The sequence below is a fragment of the uncultured Fibrella sp. genome, assembly GCF_964250085.1.
Classification (GTDB): Bacteria; Bacteroidota; Bacteroidia; order Cytophagales; family Spirosomataceae; genus Fibrella.
Map to the genome: position 1 here is coordinate 129335 of NZ_CAXUEC010000006.1, position 20902 is coordinate 150236.

Annotated in this window: 19 protein-coding genes; 12 read left to right on the forward strand and 7 right to left on the reverse strand. The window is 51.3% G+C overall.

What is annotated here, in order from left to right; translation table 11 throughout:
• Positions 1-44 precede the first annotated feature (44 nt).
• Positions 45-1508 (reverse strand): sigma-54-dependent transcriptional regulator, encoded by a 1464-nt coding sequence (locus ACFE8Q_RS19035; RefSeq protein WP_375447020.1) that lies wholly within the window; start codon positions 1506-1508, stop codon positions 45-47.
• A 133-nt stretch (positions 1509-1641) separates the two neighbouring features.
• Positions 1642-2016 carry a response regulator gene (locus ACFE8Q_RS19040; RefSeq protein WP_375447021.1) on the reverse strand — a complete coding sequence of 125 codons (375 nt, stop codon included), beginning with the start codon at positions 2014-2016 and terminating at the stop codon, positions 1642-1644.
• 504 nt (positions 2017-2520) lie between these two features.
• On the opposite strand from ACFE8Q_RS19040, the gene ACFE8Q_RS19045 reads away from it, so the two are divergent.
• On the forward strand, positions 2521-2682 hold the full coding sequence (locus ACFE8Q_RS19045; protein ID WP_375447022.1) for a lmo0937 family membrane protein: 162 nt from the start codon (positions 2521-2523) through the stop codon (positions 2680-2682).
• Positions 2683-2963: 281 nt separating this feature from the next.
• Here ACFE8Q_RS19045 and ACFE8Q_RS19050 read toward each other — a convergent pair whose 3' ends face one another.
• Together ACFE8Q_RS19050 and ACFE8Q_RS19055 are read right to left on the reverse strand one after the other, a co-directional pair.
• Complete coding sequence (locus ACFE8Q_RS19050; protein ID WP_375447023.1) at positions 2964-3707, reverse strand: LytR/AlgR family response regulator transcription factor; 744 nt, start codon at positions 3705-3707, stop codon at positions 2964-2966.
• A gap of 107 nt (positions 3708-3814) precedes the next feature.
• Entirely contained in the window at positions 3815-4897 is a 1083-nt protein-coding gene (locus ACFE8Q_RS19055) for a sensor histidine kinase (protein ID WP_375447024.1), read from the reverse strand.
• Between the two features lie 291 nt (positions 4898-5188).
• Here ACFE8Q_RS19055 and ACFE8Q_RS19060 point away from each other — a divergent pair, with 291 nt between their 5' ends.
• The 7 genes from ACFE8Q_RS19060 to ACFE8Q_RS19090 all read left to right on the forward strand — a co-directional run bounded on the left by ACFE8Q_RS19060 (position 5189) and on the right by ACFE8Q_RS19090 (position 15755).
• Positions 5189-6145, forward strand: coding sequence for a hypothetical protein (locus ACFE8Q_RS19060; protein WP_375447025.1), 957 nt, complete (start codon positions 5189-5191; stop codon positions 6143-6145).
• A gap of 143 nt (positions 6146-6288) precedes the next feature.
• Positions 6289-7485, forward strand: a complete 1197-nt coding sequence (locus tag ACFE8Q_RS19065; RefSeq protein ID WP_375447026.1) for a protein phosphatase 2C domain-containing protein — start codon at positions 6289-6291, stop codon at positions 7483-7485.
• On the forward strand, positions 7482-11135 hold the full coding sequence (locus tag ACFE8Q_RS19070; protein ID WP_375447027.1) for an FtsW/RodA/SpoVE family cell cycle protein: 3654 nt from the start codon (positions 7482-7484) through the stop codon (positions 11133-11135). Before ACFE8Q_RS19065 ends, ACFE8Q_RS19070 begins: the two co-directional genes overlap by 4 nt.
• Before the next feature lie 24 nt (positions 11136-11159).
• Complete coding sequence (locus tag ACFE8Q_RS19075) at positions 11160-11969, forward strand: FHA domain-containing protein (protein ID WP_375447028.1); 810 nt, start codon at positions 11160-11162, stop codon at positions 11967-11969.
• A gap of 14 nt (positions 11970-11983) precedes the next feature.
• Positions 11984-13813 (forward strand): protein kinase, encoded by a 1830-nt coding sequence (locus tag ACFE8Q_RS19080; protein WP_375447029.1) that lies wholly within the window; start codon positions 11984-11986, stop codon positions 13811-13813.
• The gene (locus ACFE8Q_RS19085) at positions 13797-14435 is read left to right on the forward strand and encodes a WG repeat-containing protein (RefSeq protein ID WP_375447030.1); all 639 of its coding nucleotides are present in this window, start codon (positions 13797-13799) and stop codon (positions 14433-14435) included. The genes ACFE8Q_RS19080 and ACFE8Q_RS19085 overlap by 17 nt, the downstream gene beginning before the upstream one ends.
• 36 nt (positions 14436-14471) lie before the next feature.
• Positions 14472-15755 carry a WG repeat-containing protein gene (locus tag ACFE8Q_RS19090; RefSeq protein WP_375447031.1) on the forward strand — a complete coding sequence of 428 codons (1284 nt, stop codon included), beginning with the start codon at positions 14472-14474 and terminating at the stop codon, positions 15753-15755.
• Between the two features lie 15 nt (positions 15756-15770).
• On the opposite strand, the gene ACFE8Q_RS19095 is transcribed toward ACFE8Q_RS19090, so the two are convergent.
• On the reverse strand, positions 15771-16406 hold the full coding sequence (locus tag ACFE8Q_RS19095; RefSeq protein ID WP_375447032.1) for a histidine phosphatase family protein: 636 nt from the start codon (positions 16404-16406) through the stop codon (positions 15771-15773).
• A 64-nt stretch (positions 16407-16470) separates the two neighbouring features.
• Between ACFE8Q_RS19095 and ACFE8Q_RS19100 the strand changes: the two genes are divergently transcribed.
• Positions 16471-16890, forward strand: a complete 420-nt coding sequence (locus tag ACFE8Q_RS19100; protein WP_375447033.1) for a hotdog fold thioesterase — start codon at positions 16471-16473, stop codon at positions 16888-16890.
• Between the two features lie 222 nt (positions 16891-17112).
• Positions 17113-18111: a c-type cytochrome gene (locus tag ACFE8Q_RS19105; RefSeq protein WP_375447034.1), complete on the forward strand. Its 999-nt coding sequence runs from the start codon at positions 17113-17115 to the stop codon at positions 18109-18111.
• 86 nt (positions 18112-18197) lie between these two features.
• On the opposite strand, the gene ACFE8Q_RS19110 is transcribed toward ACFE8Q_RS19105, so the two are convergent.
• Positions 18198-18392, reverse strand: coding sequence for a cold-shock protein (locus ACFE8Q_RS19110; protein WP_085412350.1), 195 nt, complete (start codon positions 18390-18392; stop codon positions 18198-18200).
• Between the two features lie 381 nt (positions 18393-18773).
• On the opposite strand from ACFE8Q_RS19110, the gene ACFE8Q_RS19115 reads away from it, so the two are divergent.
• Positions 18774-19250, forward strand: coding sequence for a hypothetical protein (locus tag ACFE8Q_RS19115; RefSeq protein WP_375447035.1), 477 nt, complete (start codon positions 18774-18776; stop codon positions 19248-19250).
• A 140-nt stretch (positions 19251-19390) separates the two neighbouring features.
• Positions 19391-19918 carry a hypothetical protein gene (locus ACFE8Q_RS19120; protein ID WP_375447036.1) on the forward strand — a complete coding sequence of 176 codons (528 nt, stop codon included), beginning with the start codon at positions 19391-19393 and terminating at the stop codon, positions 19916-19918.
• 47 nt (positions 19919-19965) lie between these two features.
• Here the strand turns inward: ACFE8Q_RS19120 and ACFE8Q_RS19125 are convergent, their stop codons facing one another.
• Positions 19966-20874: an Rpn family recombination-promoting nuclease/putative transposase gene (locus ACFE8Q_RS19125; RefSeq protein WP_375447037.1), complete on the reverse strand. Its 909-nt coding sequence runs from the start codon at positions 20872-20874 to the stop codon at positions 19966-19968.
• Positions 20875-20902 lie beyond the last annotated feature (28 nt).

Consider the following 20902-nt stretch of genomic DNA (forward strand, 5'->3'; position numbering starts at 1 on the left):
TGCTTCGCTGATCATTTGTTTGTCAATCAGCGAAGTACTTCAAACTAAAGATGTATATCATACGCTTTCAGCTTGTTATACAGCGTTTTGCGATCGATGTTCAGGACTTCAGCGGCCTTAGTCTTATTGTAACCCGTTTTTTCCAACACTTTCAGGATTGCAGCCCGCTCAGCACTTTCAGAGACCGATTTTAAGTTACCTCCCTGAGAAGCCTGTTGCATGATAGGGGGAGAACCGGGCCGAACAGCGTCGACAACAAAACTGGCCGATTCTTCGGCCGATATATACGTTGGCGAAACAATCTCATGCGGCAACACATCGACGGTCACGTAATCGCCCTGCGTTAACAATACGGCCCGCTTCACCACATTTTGTAGTTCGCGTAAATTGCCGTGCCAGTAGTAGTCTTTAAATTTCTCTTTAGCTTCTTCATCGAAGCCCAGTACATCTTTCTCTAGCTGCCGGTTAGCAAGCTCCAGAAAATGTTCCGCAAACATCATGATGTCTGCACGGCGCTCCCGAAGGGCAGGCAGGTCGATGCGGAATTCATCGAGCCGGTGAAAGATATCTTCCCTAAACCGCCCCTGACGCACTGCATCGCGCAGGTCTTCATTGGTAGCGCATAAGATGCGAACATCTACGTTGATGTCGTTGTTGCCACCCACCCGCTTGATTTTTCGCTCCTGTAAAACACGCAATAGTTTAATCTGATTCTCGTAGGAGAGATTACCTATTTCGTCCAGAAACAACGTACCTCCGGTAGCGTATTCGAAGCTACCCATCTTATCGGAGGTGGCACCGGTAAATGCTCCTTTTACGTGGCCAAACAACTCACTACCAGCCAGTTCCTTTGATAATGCACCACAATCGATAGCCACAAACGGCTTATCGGCCCGTTTGCTGCTCAAGTGGATAGCATTGGCTACAAACTCTTTGCCCGTACCAGTTTCGCCGGTGATGATCACCGACATATTGGTAGGGGCAATTAACTCGATATGTTTCTGAAGTTGCTCAGCGGCCCGGCTTTTGCCGAAAATGAACCGCTTCCCATTTGGGGCCAGGTCGTTTCGTCCAGTTCGGGAGGGTTTAGCAACAATTTTTTCGGGCTCATTAACTACAGGAGTTGCCGCTTTAACGGTTGTAACGCCCTTTTTATCCAACGCGCCTTTAATCGTATACAGGATTTCGTCGGGTAACAGTGGCTTGGTTACGTAATCAAATGCGCCATACTTCAGCGCCTGAACCGCTATGCGAACGTCGGAATAACCTGTGATGATAATAACGGCCGTATTGGGACTGAGCACTTTTATGCGACGCAGCATCTCGAGTCCGTCTGTGTCGGGCAGTTTGAAATCGCATATCACCAGATCATACGATTCCTTTCGAAGCAGCAACAGCCCATCTTCACCTCGTTGCGCTGATGCGGTTTTGTATTTCTGTTTGGCCAGAAAACGCTCCAGTAAAACGCAGATGTCATTGTTATCGTCGATGATCAGGATTTTTTCCATAGAAAATACCCGATTCGGTCAGTAATGCCGCCTCGGGGTCGAAGGAATGGTGGACAAGGCTGTGTTGGTGCTTCTAGTGTATTGTTACTAGCCTTGCACAGTGTACAACAAAATAGAGACGACAAAGGTGCATTTAAACCTGTATAGACTCTAATGCCTGTTCAACAGTTTTACGGGTAAAGGGCTTTCCCATGAAATAATCGGCACCCTGATCGCTGGCACGCTTGCGCTCAGCCATGCCGTCGAAAGCACTAATCATCACCACCTTAGGGCTTTCTGATAGTGAGAGTCCTGTTTTGATTATTGGCAACAGATCGAATCCGATTCCGTCGGGCAGATTCAGATCCAGAAATATTGCATCAAAGTGTTGACGACTCAGACACTGGCGTCCTTCTTCCAGGTAATGCGCGCAGGTAGGCTGATAGCCCAATCGGCGAAGCAATCCAGATAGCAACAGGCAAATATCGGCCTCATCATCTACTATCAACACGTGCTTCGTAGTCGTCATATTGGTGTTAATGGCCGGTCTGAAGGTGTAATTAGTCGCCGAACCCCCTACTCTTGCCCCATTCATAGTATGCTCACGTAATTTTAACTCTTCGTTTTCAGTCAATTACTATAAAATATGATGCCTGATTTTCGGCTACACGACAATAAACTGTACGTACATGGATAAATGACCCGTATAGAAGCAGTTAGCTAATTTAATAAGTACTAACCCAAATAAGGAACGATTGCGGTGGTAGTGTGTATTGGGGAAAAGTGTGGAGTTGGTGCCTATGAAGTGGTGAATAGTTGGGGAATAATTTCTACAGGTCAGATCCTGTCGCCTGCTTTTCGCTGTTGCTGAGAATGGCCTTTTTGAGGCCTATCTGCCTCATTCTCATTCAATGAAGGCCTATTTTTATGTTACTAACAATAGAAGGAAGTGAACTGGCACGGAATTTTCCAATGAGGTTATCAGAATGCGAGCTTAGTTAAGCTTTCTGATTTACTCAACAACACGAACGTTATGGGAAATTTGCTGTACACAATAGCAGTGATCTTGATTATCATCTGGGCTCTTGGATTTTTAGGATTCAACAGTTTTGGAATGGGAGGATTAATTCATGCTTTATTGGTGATAGCAATCATAGCGGTCCTGTTTAGGCTGATTAGTGGGCGTGGCGTCTGAGGCAACTGCCGTTGACGTAGTTCATTGATCGAACAGGCCACTTCAACATTGATTCTAAACAATGGTACGTTTAGGTTTGGTAAGGGGTTAACCCTTATGGTTTCATTTTAGGTTAAGTACAAGTTACGGTGGGTACGGAATCCCTGCGTCAGTTTGAACGCAGGGATTTTTATTTGCCTTTTAGCCTGGTCGGTCGTTAACGCAGTAGTCCATAGTCTGGATAGTCGCACGTAGGTGACTATCCAGACTATGGACTACTGCGTTAACGACCGACCAGGCTATTATAAGCTCAACATTTCCTTGAAGCGAATAGCCTGACGACGGCTGATTTCAATTTTGTCATTACTGCCCCGTAGCGTTACGAGTAACCCCCCGCTAAACCACGGCTCGATCTTGTCGATCCATTGCAGATTAATGATGTGTTTCCGGTTTGCCCTGAAATAAGTAGCCGGATCAAGGCGGTCTTCGAGTGCATTTAATGACTTCAATACCAATGGCTTCTGATCGTCGAAGTAAAGGCGTACGTAGTTACCCATTGACTCAAACAGCCGCACTTTGCCCAGTTTGACGAACCAGCATTTTTCGCCATCTTTCACAAACACCTGATCGTTCTCACCAAGTAGTTTGGTATGGTCTTTCACCGCACCCGGCCGTTCGGCAACTGTGCTCTGGTGCAATTCCTCCTCAACCCGGTGAATGGCCTCACTGAGTCGCGCCAGATCAACGGGTTTCAGCAGGTAGTCGAGCGCATTGAATTCAAATGCTTTAATGGCATATTCGTCATACGCCGTTGTGAAGACAACTTCCGGTGCTTTCCCTTCAATAGCCTGCAACAGCTCGAATCCATTTTTGCCGGGCATCTGAATGTCAAGAAACAGCAGGTCAGGCTGTAGCTCGTCGATCATTGGCAACGCTTCGTCGGCATTGGCGGCTTCGCCCACGATATCAACTTTCGGAAAGTTTTCGAGCAGGCGGCGTAGTTCGTTACGGGCCAGCCGCTCATCATCGATAATAATGGTTCTCATGGTCAGTTATCGGTGAATAGTTATTGGTTGATTGGTTATTGGTTGCTTCGCTTGGAGACGTAACGTACCTGAGCGAAGCAACCAATAACCAATCAACCAATAACCATTCACTGATTTACGGTTTCTCGTTCGGGTCTAAAAATACTGTCTGACTGTTGGGGAATTTGTACGTTCGCCACTACAATGCCGGGCGATTCCTGTTCAATGGTAAAGTACGCTTCGGAGCCGTAAAGCAGATCGAGGCGTTGCGATGTGTTTTTAAGGCCAAACCCGTCTGACGCCAGCTTGTCGCCTAACGTACCTGTATTTCGTATTCTAATATGGAGTTCGTCACGCCCGGTGCTACCAGTCACAATCCGCCCGACTAACTCAACAAAACCACCGTTTACTGCTTTCGACACGCCATGCTTGATCGCATTCTCGACCAGGGTTTGCAGCATCATGGGGGGCACCTGCCAGTAATTGGCCTGAGGGTCTACGGTAACGCGGCAATCGAGCCGTTCCTCATAGCGGACCTTTTCGAGGGCCAGATAATCCTGCACCGTTTTTATCTCTTCGCGTAGCTCAACGGTTTTGCGCCGGTCGGCTAGCAGTGAGTTGCGCAGGATATTCGAGAGTTGGGTAATACCCAACTGTGCCTTCTGCGGATTCTCGTACACCAATGCCCGGATGCTGTTCAGGGCGTTGAACATAAAATGAGGATTCAACTGTGATCGCAGCACTTTTGCTTCCGTCTCCCGAATCGACGACTTCAACAGGATCTTTTCAATCTCGGCCTGGCGGGTACGTTCCACGTAGTGATAGGCCGTATAACTCAGCACCCAGGCCAGCATTGTTTTTACCCAGCTAACCATTGTGGCCATGAAAAACGAAAGCCCGTGCAGTTGCTGATTCATAATCAGTTCCAGATCTACAGGTACGTTGATGATAGACATGATGAAGGCCAGCACAATGACCGATGCCAGCACGCGGGGAACCAGTTGCAGAAAGGGAAGGCGCACCCAATTCCACCGCTGAATAGTGAGGCGGTAGAGATGCGTAAGGCTAATGCCCAGCATAATGTCGGCAATAGCCAGGTAGAACACTTCCGGTTTAAAGCCATCATCGATCCAGTAGATGATGAAGTCAACCATGATAAGCAGTGTCCAGCCGACGATCTGGCAAAACCAGTATATACGTTGTTTCGACATGCAAACTAAAGCAGGCCTGCTATAGGCCTGCCAACGAAACTACACAAATATGTGCTGGCGAAAGCGTTGTTTGTGGGAAATTGCCTATTGCGTGGATAAACCTTAGATCGAGCCGGATGAGCGGTAGCTGGCCTGCATCAACCCGACTACATCAGACTATTAAACGAGTAGGGCGTTCAGGAAATTCTGAATAATACCAATTCTGATAATTGCTTAGTAATAAGTCTAGCGACTCTTTGGTTACTATGTCTTTACGAATAAATTTGTTGCCTATCCAAACCACCGCTGACAATGAGTTTATTAACTGACTTAATGGAGAGTTGGTCAAGACTGCAAGCCAAGCTAATTCCACCAGTGGCAGCTCCCGCTTCGGTAGTAGCTTCACCTGACCGCCCCACCAACCAGAAACTGCTGGACGAATTACTTGCCTGCTTTCAGGCCAGTATTCAGGAGAAGTCGTTGAAACGGCGGGTTTTGTTCGACATGTACTATTTGGTCGTCATTCACCCGGATGTATACAACGATCTTTTCCCTTTTTTTCCGGTCATTACAGAAGACTTGCTCGATGAAATGTATACCATTATCCGGGAACGGTCTGAAGAGCGGAAAGGCGGCGTAGCTGGCTATTGGCAGTTCAGCTACCAGCCAGGTACGTCGTTGGGCGACGACCTCATTGACCCTACTCAGATTCGGGTAGTAGGAATGCCCACCGGGGCAATTCAAAGCACATCGGGCACCATTCGGGCTACGTTTAAGCCCCGAAACTCGAACGTATACAAAACGCTCGACATCAACCTGGAGCTACTCAGCGGTCTTGAGTTTGTGGCGACGGGCATCTTCCGTGATAAATTCAACCCTGATCTGGTTCGCAAAACGGAATCGATCAAATCGGTGGTTGGCGAATCACTGGCCAAAATAGAGTACTCCCCCACGGCGGGCCAACTGGCAACCTGGTATATGAAAGATGATGAGATCACGATCAAACGGCGTGAACCCTCAGACGAATATTCGTCTTTTCTACTAGGTATCGATTCTGACTTTGTGGCTGACCGCCACGTTCGGATCAAATACAACCGCGAAGACGATAAATACGAAATTCTGTCGCTGGTAAAATCGCCGGTTATGGTGAATGAGCGGCAAATTCCGCCGGGTTCACCGGGCAATAACCCAGCCTGGTCTTTGCTTCCCAACACCGCTACCATTTTGTTGAGCGGGCGTATTGAACTACGCTTTCAACGCCTCAACTGAATAACCAACCTACCGTTATGGTTAATTTACTGCTGGTTATCCTGCTGGTTATTACTGTAGTAATATTTGCCAGTTGGCACCGCCGCAACTACCCACACTGACCCATGTCGCTGCTCACTTTCCACGCGGATACCCACCCGGGTATGCGCCGTACTGACAATCAGGATACCTACATTTGCACTCGATTGTGGGCACCTCATTTAACCTTGCTCGCCGTAATTGATGGCGTTGGCGGCTATCGGGGTGGCGATAGAGCCGCCACTATCGCCCGCGATACACTACTGGACCTAACCCGCGAGCTAAACGGGACTACCCCTACCCGCTTGTTGCAGGAAGCCGTTACCACGGCCAACAACCGGATTTACGCCGAAGGGCGGCAAGACGAAAAACTGTCGAGTATGTGTTGCGTACTCACGGCCGCCATTATTGATACAGACAACAACCTGCTGTATTTCACACACGTTGGCGATACGCGCATGTACCGCCATCAGAACGGGCAGTTGCAGAAGATCACCCACGACCATTCAGTAGTGGGTATGCGGGAAGAAACAGGAAAACTTACCGAAGAAGAAGCCATGCATCACCCGCGCCGCAATGAGGTAACGCAGGTGGTGGGGCTTGAACCGCACAGCATCAGTGATCCTGATTTTCTGGAGTCTGGCGAAACAGCGTATGACCCCGGAGACGATCTGTTGCTATGCAGCGATGGCCTGACCGACATGATTACCTCGGCCACCATCAGAGACATTCTGGCCCGGCCGGTATCGCTCGGTAAGCGGGTGCAGGCTTTGATCAGCGCGGCCAATACGGCGGGTGGTCTGGATAATATTACGGTTGTACTTGCCACCAGCCAGCCACTTCAGGGCAAAGACAAGCTCGTTTCTGTGCCGGAAACACAACAACCACAGAAGGCCATTGACGAGGCACCTGCCGGGGCCGCTGATGAAACACGCCTGCTATCAGCCGGGGCCGACCAACCTGATAACGTACCCAGCCAGGACGTACCTGTAGCCGTATCGCTACCAATGCCGACCTCAGGCTGGCGACCACCAGCTACATTTTCGGCTTTCGCTGGCTGGCTGGCAGTGGCCCTACTGGCGGGCGCAGCACTAGGCAGTTGGGCCACTGCCTACATAACCGCCAGGCCACACAAACCGGTTTCGGCTCTATCTGCTTCTGATTCGACTCACGCTCTGTCAGGTACGCTGGTGTCGGGCACAGGCCTTTCAGGTAGCGTCATTTCAGGTACGTTAACGGCGGCACCCCCAACAACTGGGTCGGCGGTAAGCGGTAGCCAGACAAACCCCCAGTCACCCACCACACCCACCGGCCGGCCATGAAAAGCTCTCCCGCACGACAGTCAGAATTCAGGTTTATGCTGCTTGGCAGCGTGTTATTGACCTGCCTGTTTGCCCGGTTATTCTGGACCCTAAGCGGCCAGTTCGACCAGGCGATGACCGGCTATCGGCAAGGCTCCATCGTTAATCTGGCGAAACCACTCAGTACAGGGGACTTACGGCGGCTGTTGCAGCGCACTCATGCCCTCACCGACCCGGCAGATGTTGACCTGCTGGTCAGTACGCTTTCGGGTTATCTGGAGCACCACACCCTTCCAAACGTTGGTGAACTCAGCAGACAAACGATTTCGGTTGCCCTCACCAAAATCGATTCGCTGGGGGGAAGAAGCTATCGGGTGCGGGCCGCCGAGGTTCGAAAACCTGATAATAGCCAGTTCCCCGGGGTCCGCCCTACCTCTGTCCGGTTATTTTCTGATTCGGTACGTGAGCGATTAAAAGCAGACCAGGCCCTTACGGTACGAACGCCTTCCCAATTCAAAAGCCGGTTTATTCTGTTGCTCTTTCTGTTTTTCGGCGCATTCTGGTCGGCCTCTTTTTTCTGGCGAATCAGACAGTTCACCGGCGATCCGCTGTTGCTTCCCATGCTGATGATACTCACGGGGCTCTCACTACTTACGCAATTTAGCCTTCAGGATCCACTCCGTGACCTTATTCTGGCCGAAAAGACAGTCTACGGTGTAGTGGCAGGCTTACTCATGCTGACCCTGCTATCGCAGATGAACGTGGCTGCCTGGTACACCAAACGCCATTACGACTGGTTATACTGGCTACGTCATCGTACCATCTACAACCTGCCCGGTTTTACGTGGGTCGTTCTGGCAGTTGGGCTAGTCGTGCTTGTGGTGGCCGTGGGGAGCGGACCCGCTGGGAGTGGCGTAAACGTAAACCTCAGCTTGCCCATTATCGGTAAATTTCAGCCAAGTGAGCTAACCAAGTTTCTGCTGGTTATTGGTCTGGCCGGTTATTTCTCGGTCAATGGCGAATTCCTGCAAAAAGCACCACGCCCGGCCTGGCGACTACAAAACCTACTGTGGGTGGGTGGTCTGGTGGCACTCGTCCTCCTTTTATACCTGATCGCTGGCGACATGGGACCGGCGTTGGTTATTTGCCTCACCTTTATTCTGCTGTACGGTATCACGCGGGGCGATCTGGGCGAGGCTTTTGTTACCCTGCTGGCCTATATAGCCTTACTATGGCTGCTAAGTAGCCTACTCAACACCGATGCCAACCCAGATGTACGCCAAACGATCCAGTGGGTAGCAACGGGTATTATCGCGCTGGGATTAACGGCCTACTCGTTCCTGAAAAAACGGATCTACGACACGGCCATACTACTCATGCTGGTTGTGGCTCTGTTTGCCGTGGGAGACAGCTTGCCGGGGGTAGGCGACCGGCTCACCCAGCGAAAGTCGATGTGGTTAAGTCCCTGGTATAACCTCAACAAGGGTGGCGACCACCTGGCCCATAGCATCTGGAGCCTGGCATCGGGCGGGTTAACCGGGCAGGGCATTGGCGAAGGGTTTGCCAACAACATGCCCGCCGCCCATACCGACATGGTTCTGGCTACACTGGGCGAAGAAATCGGCTGGCTGGGGCTGGTGGCCGTTATACTGCTGATAGGCCTGTTACTCCACCGCAGCCTGTTGATTGCCGGGCGGGCGGGGCAGGTGTTTAGCTTTTACATCTGCACCGGTATTGCCGTTGCCACCAGTGTTCAGTTTTTACTGATCGCCGGCGGCTCCTTTGGTCTTATTCCGCTCACGGGGGTTTCCGTTCCTTTTCTGAGCTACGGCATGAGTTCGATGTGCATTAATCTGGCGGCCTTTGGGCTCATTTGCAGTGTGTCGGCCCGGCCGGGTGCCGCTACTCAATCAGCCTATATCAGCACGTTATTCAATAAAACCCTCCAGGTTACGGCAACCGGCCAGCTCATCGGGCTGGTAGCTCTGGTGGGCGCATTAAGTTGGTATCAGGTTATCCGACCAGGGTATTACCTCACCAGACAAGCCATTGTCCCCGACCGGAACGGCGTATTATTTATGAGCTATAATCCCCGGATCGACGTATTGATGGCCCGCCTCAAATCGGGGTCTATTTATGACCGAAACGGGCTGTTGCTGGCAACCAGTTCGCCCGACTCGGTACGCGCACAAACAAATACCCTGCTCGATGCGGTTGAAACAGGCCTGACCCAACAGCGGCTGGATACCCTGTTAGCCAGCCGCCAGGCCCGGTATTACCCGTTTGGTGCCGATCTGTTTTTCTGGACCGGCGATTATAACACCAAACTTTTGTGGGGTGGGCAGAATGGCTACTGCGCCGAACATGAACACCTTGCCTTTCTACGGGGCTTCAGTACCGCCCCCAACGGCCGGGAAGAGATTGAGCTGCCCGGTTGGTATAAAGCAAAGCGGGGCACACCAGCCATCGACTCCACCTACCATCTGAAACGATACGACTACAGCCAACTGGAACCGTTACTGAAAGCAGGCCCCAATAGCAACCGCGTGGCGGAATTTAACCAACAAAGCCGTGATGTCACCTTAAGCGTTGACGCGGCCCTGCAAATGGCCCTGCAAACGGCCATCCGCCAGTCTGATTTTTCGGAGCAGCGTACCTCAGTAGTCGTTATCGATGCCGCATCGGGCGAAGTACTGGCTTCGGCGGTGAATCCGTTACCCAATCTGGCCAATCCAAGGGAGTTGCTGCTGCCCGACAGCCAGAAACGGCGACTCGACCACGTTGTGACCGACCGCGATCCAGGCATAACGTACCCAACGCCGCCCGGTTCAACCATCAAACTACTTACGGCCCTGGCTGCACTGAACCAGGCCGGACCTGCCGCCGCTGACATCCGCTACTCCGTTCAGTCGGCCGAGCGAATCAGGCTCGGCCCGCCCCCTGAGCCAAACGGTGTGGTAGACATGGAAAAAGCCATCGTCAAGTCGAGCAATGTTTATTTCATTCGACTGGCCAACAACCTCGCCCTCGACAGTTCAATGGCCGCTTTGTACCGCGCAACGGGGATGCACCTACAGGGTACAGGGGGCTATCTCTTTTCGCCTCCCGCTATAGTCTCCTCACGTACCCAGCGCATCTGGCGCGACTCTGTGTTTCTGAAAAATCGGGCCTTCTACTCAACATCAAACCCCATTAACCCCAAACATTTGAGCGAATTTTCATGGATTGCATGGGGGCAGGGTCGGCTCGATGCCACACCGCTGGCTCTGGCCCGGCTGGTGGGCAGTATCGCCAACGGGGGCGTACTGGTGCAGTCCCGGTTTACCCACCAGACCGACACGCTCATCCGTCGCCGAATCGCCACGCCCGAAGCTGCCGCCCTGCTCACCCGGTTCATGCGGAAACAATCGGAAGGAAATCTGGCTGATAACCATATTGTTGTAGCCGGCAAAACAGGCACACCAGCCCGAACCAACTACCGGGGCCGATCTATTTTCGATGGGTGGTACGCCTTTTTTGCACCCACGCCATCGGGCCGGTCACACACTGTCGTTTGCATCCGCATTGAAGAAGGTGACAAATCGGCAAACGCGGTGGCGCTGGCCAACAGGCAGTTGGTTCCGGTACTCATCAGGCACGGCTACCTCGGTAGCTTTCCTGCCAATAACTAACCACACTTAACCAAACGACGATTCATGGGCATTTTCGACTGGCTGACCCCAAAAAACAACGTACCCGGCCATAGCAAAGAAACAATTGTTGGGGCAATCGTAAACCTGCTGACTCCATACCAGCTTGTTGATAAGCACAAACTAACCGGGCTGAGGCTGGCTGTTACCTGCACCACATCCACCGAGAAAGAATCCTGTAGGGCCGCCCTCGATACAGACGAATTCAGGCTGCTGCTCCACCGCAAGCTGCTCGACTATGGCATCACCCTCCCCGATACGTACCTGTTCAACTGGGAGATCACGGCCACGCCGCCGGACTGGCCCGATGCGCTCGTGCGCGGCCCGTACACCCTGCTGTTGCTGAAGCAGGGGCAGCCAACCGCTTTTGAAAGCATCGCTGTTGCCCTGCGGCTCGAAGCACTGAACGGGCAGCTCCACAAGCCGTATTATACACTTGAACCAACTGACAGCCAAGTCTATACAATTGGCAGAGGCCTGCGCCCCCGGCTCGAGTCGGGTCAGTACAGGCTCAATGCCATTGCCTTTGTCGATGCCGCCGAAGCCGATTTCAACAGTGGGGAGGGTGAATCCAACAAGATGATTAGCCGCAACCATGCCCGAATCGTGGTTAAACCAACCGGGCTGTGGCTTTGTGCAGAAGAAGGGGGTATTCCACCTAAAAACAAACTCAAAGTACATACCGCTCAGGGGGCACTCATCCGGCTGTACGACCTGCGCGTGAGCCACCTGCTGGCCCCCGGCGACCAGATCGAATTAGGTGACGGCCTGATGTTGCTCATTAGTGCCGAACCCACGTCTACCCCCACCACCTAACGCTCCACACCCGCATGGCAAGCGAACGTATTGATCCCATTCAAGAAAAGTATCACCTCCTGTCGGTCATCAACGGCGGCGAGGCGTTTGTGCGTAAAGCCCTGGATAAAAAACTCCACTGCATTCGGGCCGTGCGCGAATTGCATCAGCCAATTCCACCCAAATCGCTCGAAAGCCAGAAGCAGGTGCTCATGCGGCTCAGCAACAGCAACCACCCCAACATTGCGGCAATCTATGCCCTGTCGGACAATGGCGGCCGGCTATCGATGGAAATGGAGTTTATCGGCGACTATAAAGAAACCAGCGACGGGCCGAGGGTAGAATGGGGCGTAAACCTGAATAGCCTCATTCAGCAGGAAACGTACCTATCGGCGGCCGAAACCGAGTGCGTGCTTCGCCATGCCGCCAGCGCGCTTCAATATTGCCATTGCGACGTACTCGACCTGGATTATGCCGACGGAATGCGGGTGAAAGGCCGGGGTGGCATTATTCATAACGACCTCACTGCCAAGAACATCATGCAACGCCCCACCGGCGAATGGGTCCTGATCGACTTTGGGCTCTCCTTTGTGGATAACGACCGCCGGTCGAGCCTGCGCGGAGCGGGAACCATTGAATATATGGCCCCCGAAACGTTCGACGACATGGTGGCCACTACCCAAAGCGACATCTACAGCCTGGGGGTGGTGCTGTATCAGTGCCTGACGGGTGAGGTGCCGTTTCCGGCAAAAACCGGAACTACCACCGAGCGGGGAAAAATTCAGGAAAAACACGCCGCCGCGCCCGTTCCGCCCATTTGGCCTACCCGCGCCGCACTCATTACCGCAAAAACGGGCCGCCAACCCAACGTACCTGACTACCCCGCCTGGCTGGAACTGGTGGTGATGAAATGCCTGGCTAAAAAACCAGCCGAGCGGTATACCAATGGCAAAGAACTCGCCGCCTTTGTGGCCAGCCAGCAACCCCCCAATACCACCGACATCACCCGGCGCATGGCCGAGGCAGTGACTCAACGCGAAACCGCCCAGGCAGAATATAAAATTCTGAAGGCGTATAACGGCCGGTTACTGAATGAACAGAGCGAACTGCAAAAAGCGCGAAAAGCCGCTCAGGATTCACTGGCCACCCTGCAACAGCAACTGACAAGCGTGCAGGAAACATTGGCCATTGAAACCGCAAAAGCAGGTACGTTGCAGGTGGCAAACAACACCCTACAGGCACAGGTAGCAAACCTGACAACCGAACGTAATAAACTGAAAATCAACCGTGAAGCCGAGCTGAAACCGATTCGCGAGCGAAACAGGCTGATTCAGGCAGGCCTGGGCCTGACCATTGCGGCCCTACTGCTTTACATTTGGCTCAGGCCGCAGCCAAAGCCAACACAGGTTGAACAAGTTGTTGAACCCACTCAGGCAGTAGACAGTTCGGCCACTATGGCGGCCGATTCAGCGGCCTACTCACCAGCCGACACAGCCCGGCTTCCAGTAGCAGACCCACTGGCCGAATTCCCTGACTCGATGCGGGCCATCCGGGACTTCCCCCTCCTGGCCCGACGCTTCAATGCCGCCTACGACCGCTCTGATTTCGATGCCTACACAAACTGGATCCTGTATACCGCCGCGCTAAACCTACCCGATGTAAACCCAAAAAAACTACGCGTGCGCGCTGCGAACCGGCTCGCCAATGAACTGGTCCCCCTACTCAATGATCCCGAAACCTGGGCAATAAGCGCCAACCGCGCTATAGCCCGAAAAGCAACGACCAATATCATGAAACTCGACTCGACCAACGCCCAGGCACAGGCCTGGTCCAGAAAACTCGCCACGTATGGAGCAGAAGACTAACTTACGGGGCTGGGTACATTGGACCGCCCTTTGGTGCGTCGGCCTGCTGGCCTGGTTGATACCTCCTGTCAGCTTCGCTCAAAGCCCGGCCGAAATTGCCCAACTCAGGAAAACTCGTCAACAGGCTCCTGCATTAGTAGTTGTTACGACACCCGAATTTAGACCGACAGGCGTCGCTAAGCCCAAAAGCTGGCGAGACTTATATAGCTACGTTTCTTCTTTCTCTGGGGAGCTAGCTTACGCGGAGCGGAATAGCAAGTATGGATTTGTCAATAGAAACGGGCAGGAAGTAATTCCTTGTGTATGGGAAGCGGCTTTACTTTTTGCTAAAGATCTTTTTGCAGTAAAACAAAATGGTAAGTGGGGCTGCATCAACCAGCAGGGGCAGGAAGTCACTCCTTTTCTCTATCAGTCAATAGGCACATTCTCCGAAGGACTCATTGAAGTAAAACGTAACGGAAGGTGGGGATACCTTAATGAAAAGGCCCAGGAGGTCATCCCCTGCACTTATGATTATACGACTGGGTTTTCTAATGGAATGGCCACCGTAAGACGAAATGGTCTCATCTTCAGAATCAATTTGAAAGGCGTATGCGTTGAAGGCTGCTTATCAAGACGTTAACGCGTTGTCTTATACTATTATCTACCGCACTTACTTATGAAGACTAACTCGCGGGGCTGGGTACGTTGGCTTATCGGTTTGCTGACATGTCTGGGGACTATTGCGGTTTCTGCCCAAACTCCCGAAGAAATTGCCCGCCTCAAGAAAAGCCAACAGCCGCCCACACCGGTGGTGGTTGCGCCGGTAAAACGCAAAGAGCCGCGCGTTGTGGAGGCCGTTCGGCCGCCAGCCAAAGTCAAAAACTGGCGCGACAAGTACTATATGGTGGGACCTGTTTATGAAGGGCTGGCCTACGTAAAACGCAATCGCAAATGGGGGTACGTTAACAAACAGGGGCTGGAAGTGATCCAATGCACCTTCGACGATGCCTGGAATTTTAGCAGTGGGCTGGGGCGCGTGCTGAAGAATGGCCTATATGGGTATGTTGATAAGATCGGTGAGCAGGCAATTCCCATTATATTTCAGAGTGCTGAAGACTTCAGCAACGAGGTAGCGATTGTGAAACGAGGGGATAAATGGGGCGTAATTAACACCAAAGGCAATGCGGTTATTCCCCTCATCTACGACAAACTGGAACGCAGACCTAACTCAGAGGTATTCCAGGTAACACTAAACAATAAAGTTAGCTACATGACCACTAGCGGCCGTGTATTTACTGGACAGGTGGGGTATTTTAACGAAGAACTGGCCTGGGCTGACCAGGATGGCGATGGCGTTTATGGCTATATAAATCAAAAAGGCGAGACAGTAATCCCTGAGCGTTATGATAAACTATGGCGATTTGCGGCCAATAAAGCCCTGGCAAAATTAAAAGAAGAAGCTGTCTATCGGTTCATCGACAAACAGGGTAAGCCTACTGATCTTGGTCAGTATTACGATGAATATATCGACGAAACTAGAAACCCAATACCAGTACGAAGAGGAGCGACCTGGGGCTATCTGAATACCAGTACATGGGCAGAAGTAGTTTCCTGTCAGTTCGATAAAGTCAGCAATTTCAAAAATGGAAAAGCTTTAGTTATAAAAAAAGAGAGTACGTACTTTATCAATGCCGATGGGCAACGTCTCAATGACCCAATTCCCAACTACTCCTCGTTTGGCAGCAGCTTTTCGGAAGGCCTGCGCTGGGTACGTCGAAACGGGCTGGAAGGATACGTTGATGAAAATTGGAAAGAAGTGATCGCCTGCCAGTATGAGAATGTCTCCGGCGCATTCTTACAGGGAAAAACTACCGTCAAGAAAGATGGAGCCACCTTTAAGATCGACAAAAGTGGTACTTGCGTTGAGGATTGCCCCGGCCGAAAATCGGGTAAAATGTAACACTAACCGATTGAATCAGAACGTATTGACAGCCAAAAGATGTGACGTATCGTTGGCAATATCGAGCGTAAACGAGGCCGCTTCAGACTGGTAGGTTAGTTTATATAAACACAGGTTGCTGTGCTCGAACTCATCCATCCGGGCCAGCGGTTTATTTAGCAACCAGGATAGCAAAATACGCATAGCCCGGCCGTGCATGGCCACCAGAACCGGCGATTCGTCGGGCTGGGCCAGCAGGTATTCGATCGCCGGGCGCTGCCGGGCAACCACCTGTTCGGGGCTTTCTCCCTGTTCAGTGGGCAACGCCGTATTACCTGCCGACCAGTTTTCGATCAGGTTGCGGTAGTAATCGTCATCGAGCGTATTCGGAATTTTTCCTTCCATAATACCCCAGCTAATCTCATTCAGGCCCGACAGTTTTTCGTAGGGAATCCCCAGTTCGATAAACGGCTCGACCGTCTGATAGGTACGTATCAGGGTAGAGGTATAAATTTTGGCAAAAGGCACATGCTGATACGCCTGAAAGAAAGCCATAGCCTGTGCCCGGCCCATCTCATTCAGGTCTGCGTCGACACCACTGCCCTGCACAATGCCCCGGCGGTTGTAGTCAGTTTCACCGTGGCGAATTATATAAATGTCTTTATGTGCCAAAGCAGTTTGTATTACCTTTCGGTAGGCTAATTCGGCCGCAAAAATACAGAAAAATCAGCGCATTATGAAGTCTACGCTAACACTAGAGAGTTTAATTGAGCTTAACAAAAAGTCAATTGTTGGTCACCTTGGTATCGAGTTCCTGGAAGCTACCGATGAGCACGTTACAGCCCGTATGCCAGTGGATGAACGTACCCACCAGCCATTCGGCATTTTGCACGGCGGCGCTTCGGTCGTACTGGCCGAATCCTTGGGCAGCGTCGCCTCTTTTCTTCGCCTCAGCGACCCAACCACCCAGCGGGCTGTAGGCCTCGAAATAAATGCCAATCACATTCGGTCGGCAACCTCGGGTTGGGTATACGGTAAATGCACGCCCATTCATCTCGGCCGCACAACCCACGTCTGGGACATTCGGATCACTGATGAGCAGGAACGGCTGGTCTGCATCAGCCGCCTGACCATTGCTATAATCACCGCCAAGTAGGTACGTTGCCATTATTCCCGGATATGCCGCCTCGTCCTGAACATCAACCAACCGGTAGTCTATTGGTCATCCCCGAACCAATGAATCGGTTCGGGCTTTTTATGTCTTGAACAAACTTTTGCAACCGTGTAATAAATCGATACCAATGCACAGACAATCACGGGCGGAACTACGGATACAATTAACTAGTATTGAGTTCACTCTCTCACTCTTTCTTCAGGCATGAAACGAGTTATACGTCTGCTGGGCTGGCTCTTTCTTCTGGTATTTGTACTAGTTGGTGCCGGGCTGCTCTACATCCGGTATGCGCTGCCCAACGTTGGTCCACCACCCGAGCTAACCATCCGCGCCGACTCCGCCCAACTAGCCAGAGGGCACTACCTGGCTAATCACGTGGCGGTTTGCGTCGATTGCCACTCAACCCGTGACTGGACCAAACTAAACGGGCCAATGGTGGCGGGTACTGAAGGCAAGGGTGGCGAAGGATTTATCCGCGAATGGGGATTCCCAGGAAATTTCTACGCACCTAACATTACCCCTGCCCACCTAAGTACGTGGAGCGATGGCGAAATTTACCGGGCCATTACCAGTGGCGTAAGTCGTGATGGTCATGCGCTGTTTCCAGTGATGCCGTACAAGAGCTTCGGGCAGGCCGACCGGTCTGATATCGAAGCCATTATTGCCTATATCCGGTCATTGAAGCCAATTGAGAATAAGGCTATTCCACCGTCGGCGGCTGACTTTCCGATGACGTTTATCCTTAACACAATTCCTGGTAAAAGTGAACACAAACCCCGCCCTGACCCATCGGACGAGTTGGCCTATGGCCGCTATTTAACCAGCTTTGCCAGTTGCAACGACTGCCACACCCCGGTTAATGATAAGGGAGAGCCCTTACCCGGTATGTATATGGCGGGTGGGCGTGAGTTTCCAATGCCTGGCGGTACGGTCCGTTCGGCCAACATTACGCCTCATACTACGGGCCTGGCTACCTACACCAAAGAAGCATTTATTGCCCGGTTCAAAGCGTGTACAACCGCCGATAAGGCACAGTTGCCCGTTGGTGAAGATGGCTTCAACTCGGTGATGCCGTGGGGCATGTATGCCGGCATGACGGAACAGGACCTGGGTGCTATCTATACGTACCTGAAATCGCTGAAGCCCGTTTCAAATACGGTAGTGCGTTTTTCGCCTAAAGCACCACAAGTGGCCAGGCGATAGTGCGCACCTACTGGTCGTAAAAAAACCCGCTCTGAAGCAGAGCGGGTTTTTTATGATTCATAGAAAGATCGGGTTTCCCCTTTTCTCTACATTTTCTTTACGTTAACGGCGTTGAGGCCTTTTTTGCCATCAACGATTTCGTATGACACCTGATCATTCTCACGAATGGTTAGCCCGTTCAGGCCAGTGATGTGTACGAAAATGTCTTTTTTTGACTCGTCATCGACGATGAAACCAAAACCTTTGCTCTCATTAAAGAACTTCACTACTCCTGTTTGCATGATTGTAAAACGATAAAAATTGAAAACTTAAAAAAAACACTTTTCTACAAAAGATGCAAAACAGGGATCCAAAGACGCAAACAAGAGTACTTGGTAATCAACTGAGCGCAATTTGTCAGACAGTGTGGTAGCTCCCCATAAACGAAAAAAGAAGCATCGTACAAAAAACGACATTTTTTCAATATGGTTCCTTAAAACTGGAAAATTGCCGAATAATTTAATACAAGTTGCTAAATAAGCCTTTCAGTAAATACCTGATTCAGGAAGATACAGAATTTTTGAGCGGTCATTAAACCTTCCCAAGGCCACTCCCTCTAATCCATAGATTCCGTTGCAACGATCTGCTTGTCTGTTTACCTCACTCATTAAATGCTCATACTCATGAACAGTCCCCTGCTTTTTGCGGCTTTTCTGTTAACAGTAACAGGCGGAGCAACGCTAGCCCAACAACCTAACGCACGGTATGACCGTGGCTCCTACACTACTCCCGACCCTCGCTACAACGGACCTAGTTATGGAAACCAGGGTGGTGGTCGGTATGACACTGATCGTCGGCAGGATTTATTCCAGTTGCGCCAGCTCGATCAGATCGTTGACCTGAGCCGTCGGCAGAAGAAAGACCTGCTGAACATCGAAAATTACTATGACCGTGAACTGAGCCAGGCGGCGCGCAATCCGGGCATTCAGCAACGAATGCTGTGGCAGAAAAGCCAGGATGTCATCGCCATTCTGTCGCCTGCTCAACGCAACCGCCTGTTCGCCTATGAGCAATACAGATCTTATAATCAGGGCAGTTATGCCTATGGCCGGGGCAACTCAGACCGGGACTGGACCCCACCCACTAATCGCCGCTGGTAGCTACGCTTTCCGATTATCCACCTTTCATGACAAAACCCGCTCAGGCAACTGGGCGGGTTCTTTTTTTGGTAGACTCAGGCATCAGCAATGGCACAGTATTGCGTCAGGCTGTACCTTTCTGCCTCCTAAACAAAGCCTGTATGAAAACCACGCTTCTTGTAGCCTTGCTCCTGCTGACGACACTCATCTCGTGCGATTCGAAAAAGACAGACACTAAAACTAGTTCAGCAACTGCCCCCGTCGATAGCGCAGCGGCCCTGACCAAACGCCCCGGTCCCGATGCGCCCCGCTCAGCGGCCGACCGGCTGGTGCGTGCGCTGTATTTCGAGCATAATAAAACAGACAATCCCTTCCGGGAAGTTAAAACGGGTGTTTTAATCGACCAGTTTTTTGCCAAACCGCTGGCCGATAAGATCTGGAGGAAAGTGTCGCAGCCAGGCTATAAAGCGCCGAAGGTGAATCCGCTGTTCAACGCACCCGATGCGAGTATCACCAAAACGTGGGTCGAGCCAGCGACCGTTGGCGGGTCGCGGGCGATCGTGTATGTAACGTACCTGCAAGCGGGCAAACCAGCCGAAATCCGTGTCGATCTGGTGCAAACCGCAGGCCGTTGGCGCATTACCGACCTAACGTACCCAGCCGGCAAGACACTGTCTACGCAGTTTTGACACACTCATGTTGATGGTATCTCTTTTGAAGCAGTGAATCGGATTTGCTATTGCTCCTTGATAATACTCTCAACATCTAAACGGGAGAGGCCAGTAACGCTCATGACAAATTCGATAGTTGCTCCATTTTTCAAGGCTGCCCTGGCAATCTCTACGGACTTCTGTTGCATGCCTTGCTGAATACCTTGCTCTGTGGCCTCTTTCGTTGCTTTCTCCAGCATCTCTTCCATATCCATCTTTACGGTCAGCGCATAACTCGCATCGTCACGGAGGTTTTCCAGATAGGCCCGGTAGTTACGCTGCTGCGCCTCCGACATTTGCATGAAGGCTAGTTTCTCTTGAGCCTGTTTCAATCCTTTAGCAGAGAAACCGCGCTTTATTTCTGCATTTTTCAGAAAGTAAACCCATTCATCAAGGCCATCCTTCGCTACATCATTAAACTCATTGACCTTGATGACGTAATATTCAGGGTAGATATCATCGACACTTTTAAAATTCATTGTTTCTTTCTGCTTCTCAGAAAGAGCCAGTTCGTCATTTTTGTGCAAGCCAATGAAGCGGGTGGTACCATGATAAATGTAATCCTGCCCCTGACCCAGATCGAAATACACGATATTGACAGAGATCACTTTCTTCAGCACGGTATAGTCATCGCCTTCGCTAATGTGTTCGGTTAGCACTTTGGCCGTACCATAAAGCATCCGCTGAAAGTAGTCGCCTTCCCTGTTATTCTGAATCTCGATGATGACCAATTCAGCCTTGTCCAACTCGGCCAGGAGATCTACCCGGTTAAACTTGTCTTTTAGATGCTCTTTGTTGGATTCACTTTCCAGTATCTGCTTGATTCGAACGTCACGGCGTAGCAATTCAGATAGAAATCCCTCCAGAATGCCAAAATTGGCCTTTTGGCGGAGCAGTTTCTTAATAGCCCAATCGAAGCGAACAAGTTTTTTCATGGCTTACGGGGGAATAATCGTAAAGATA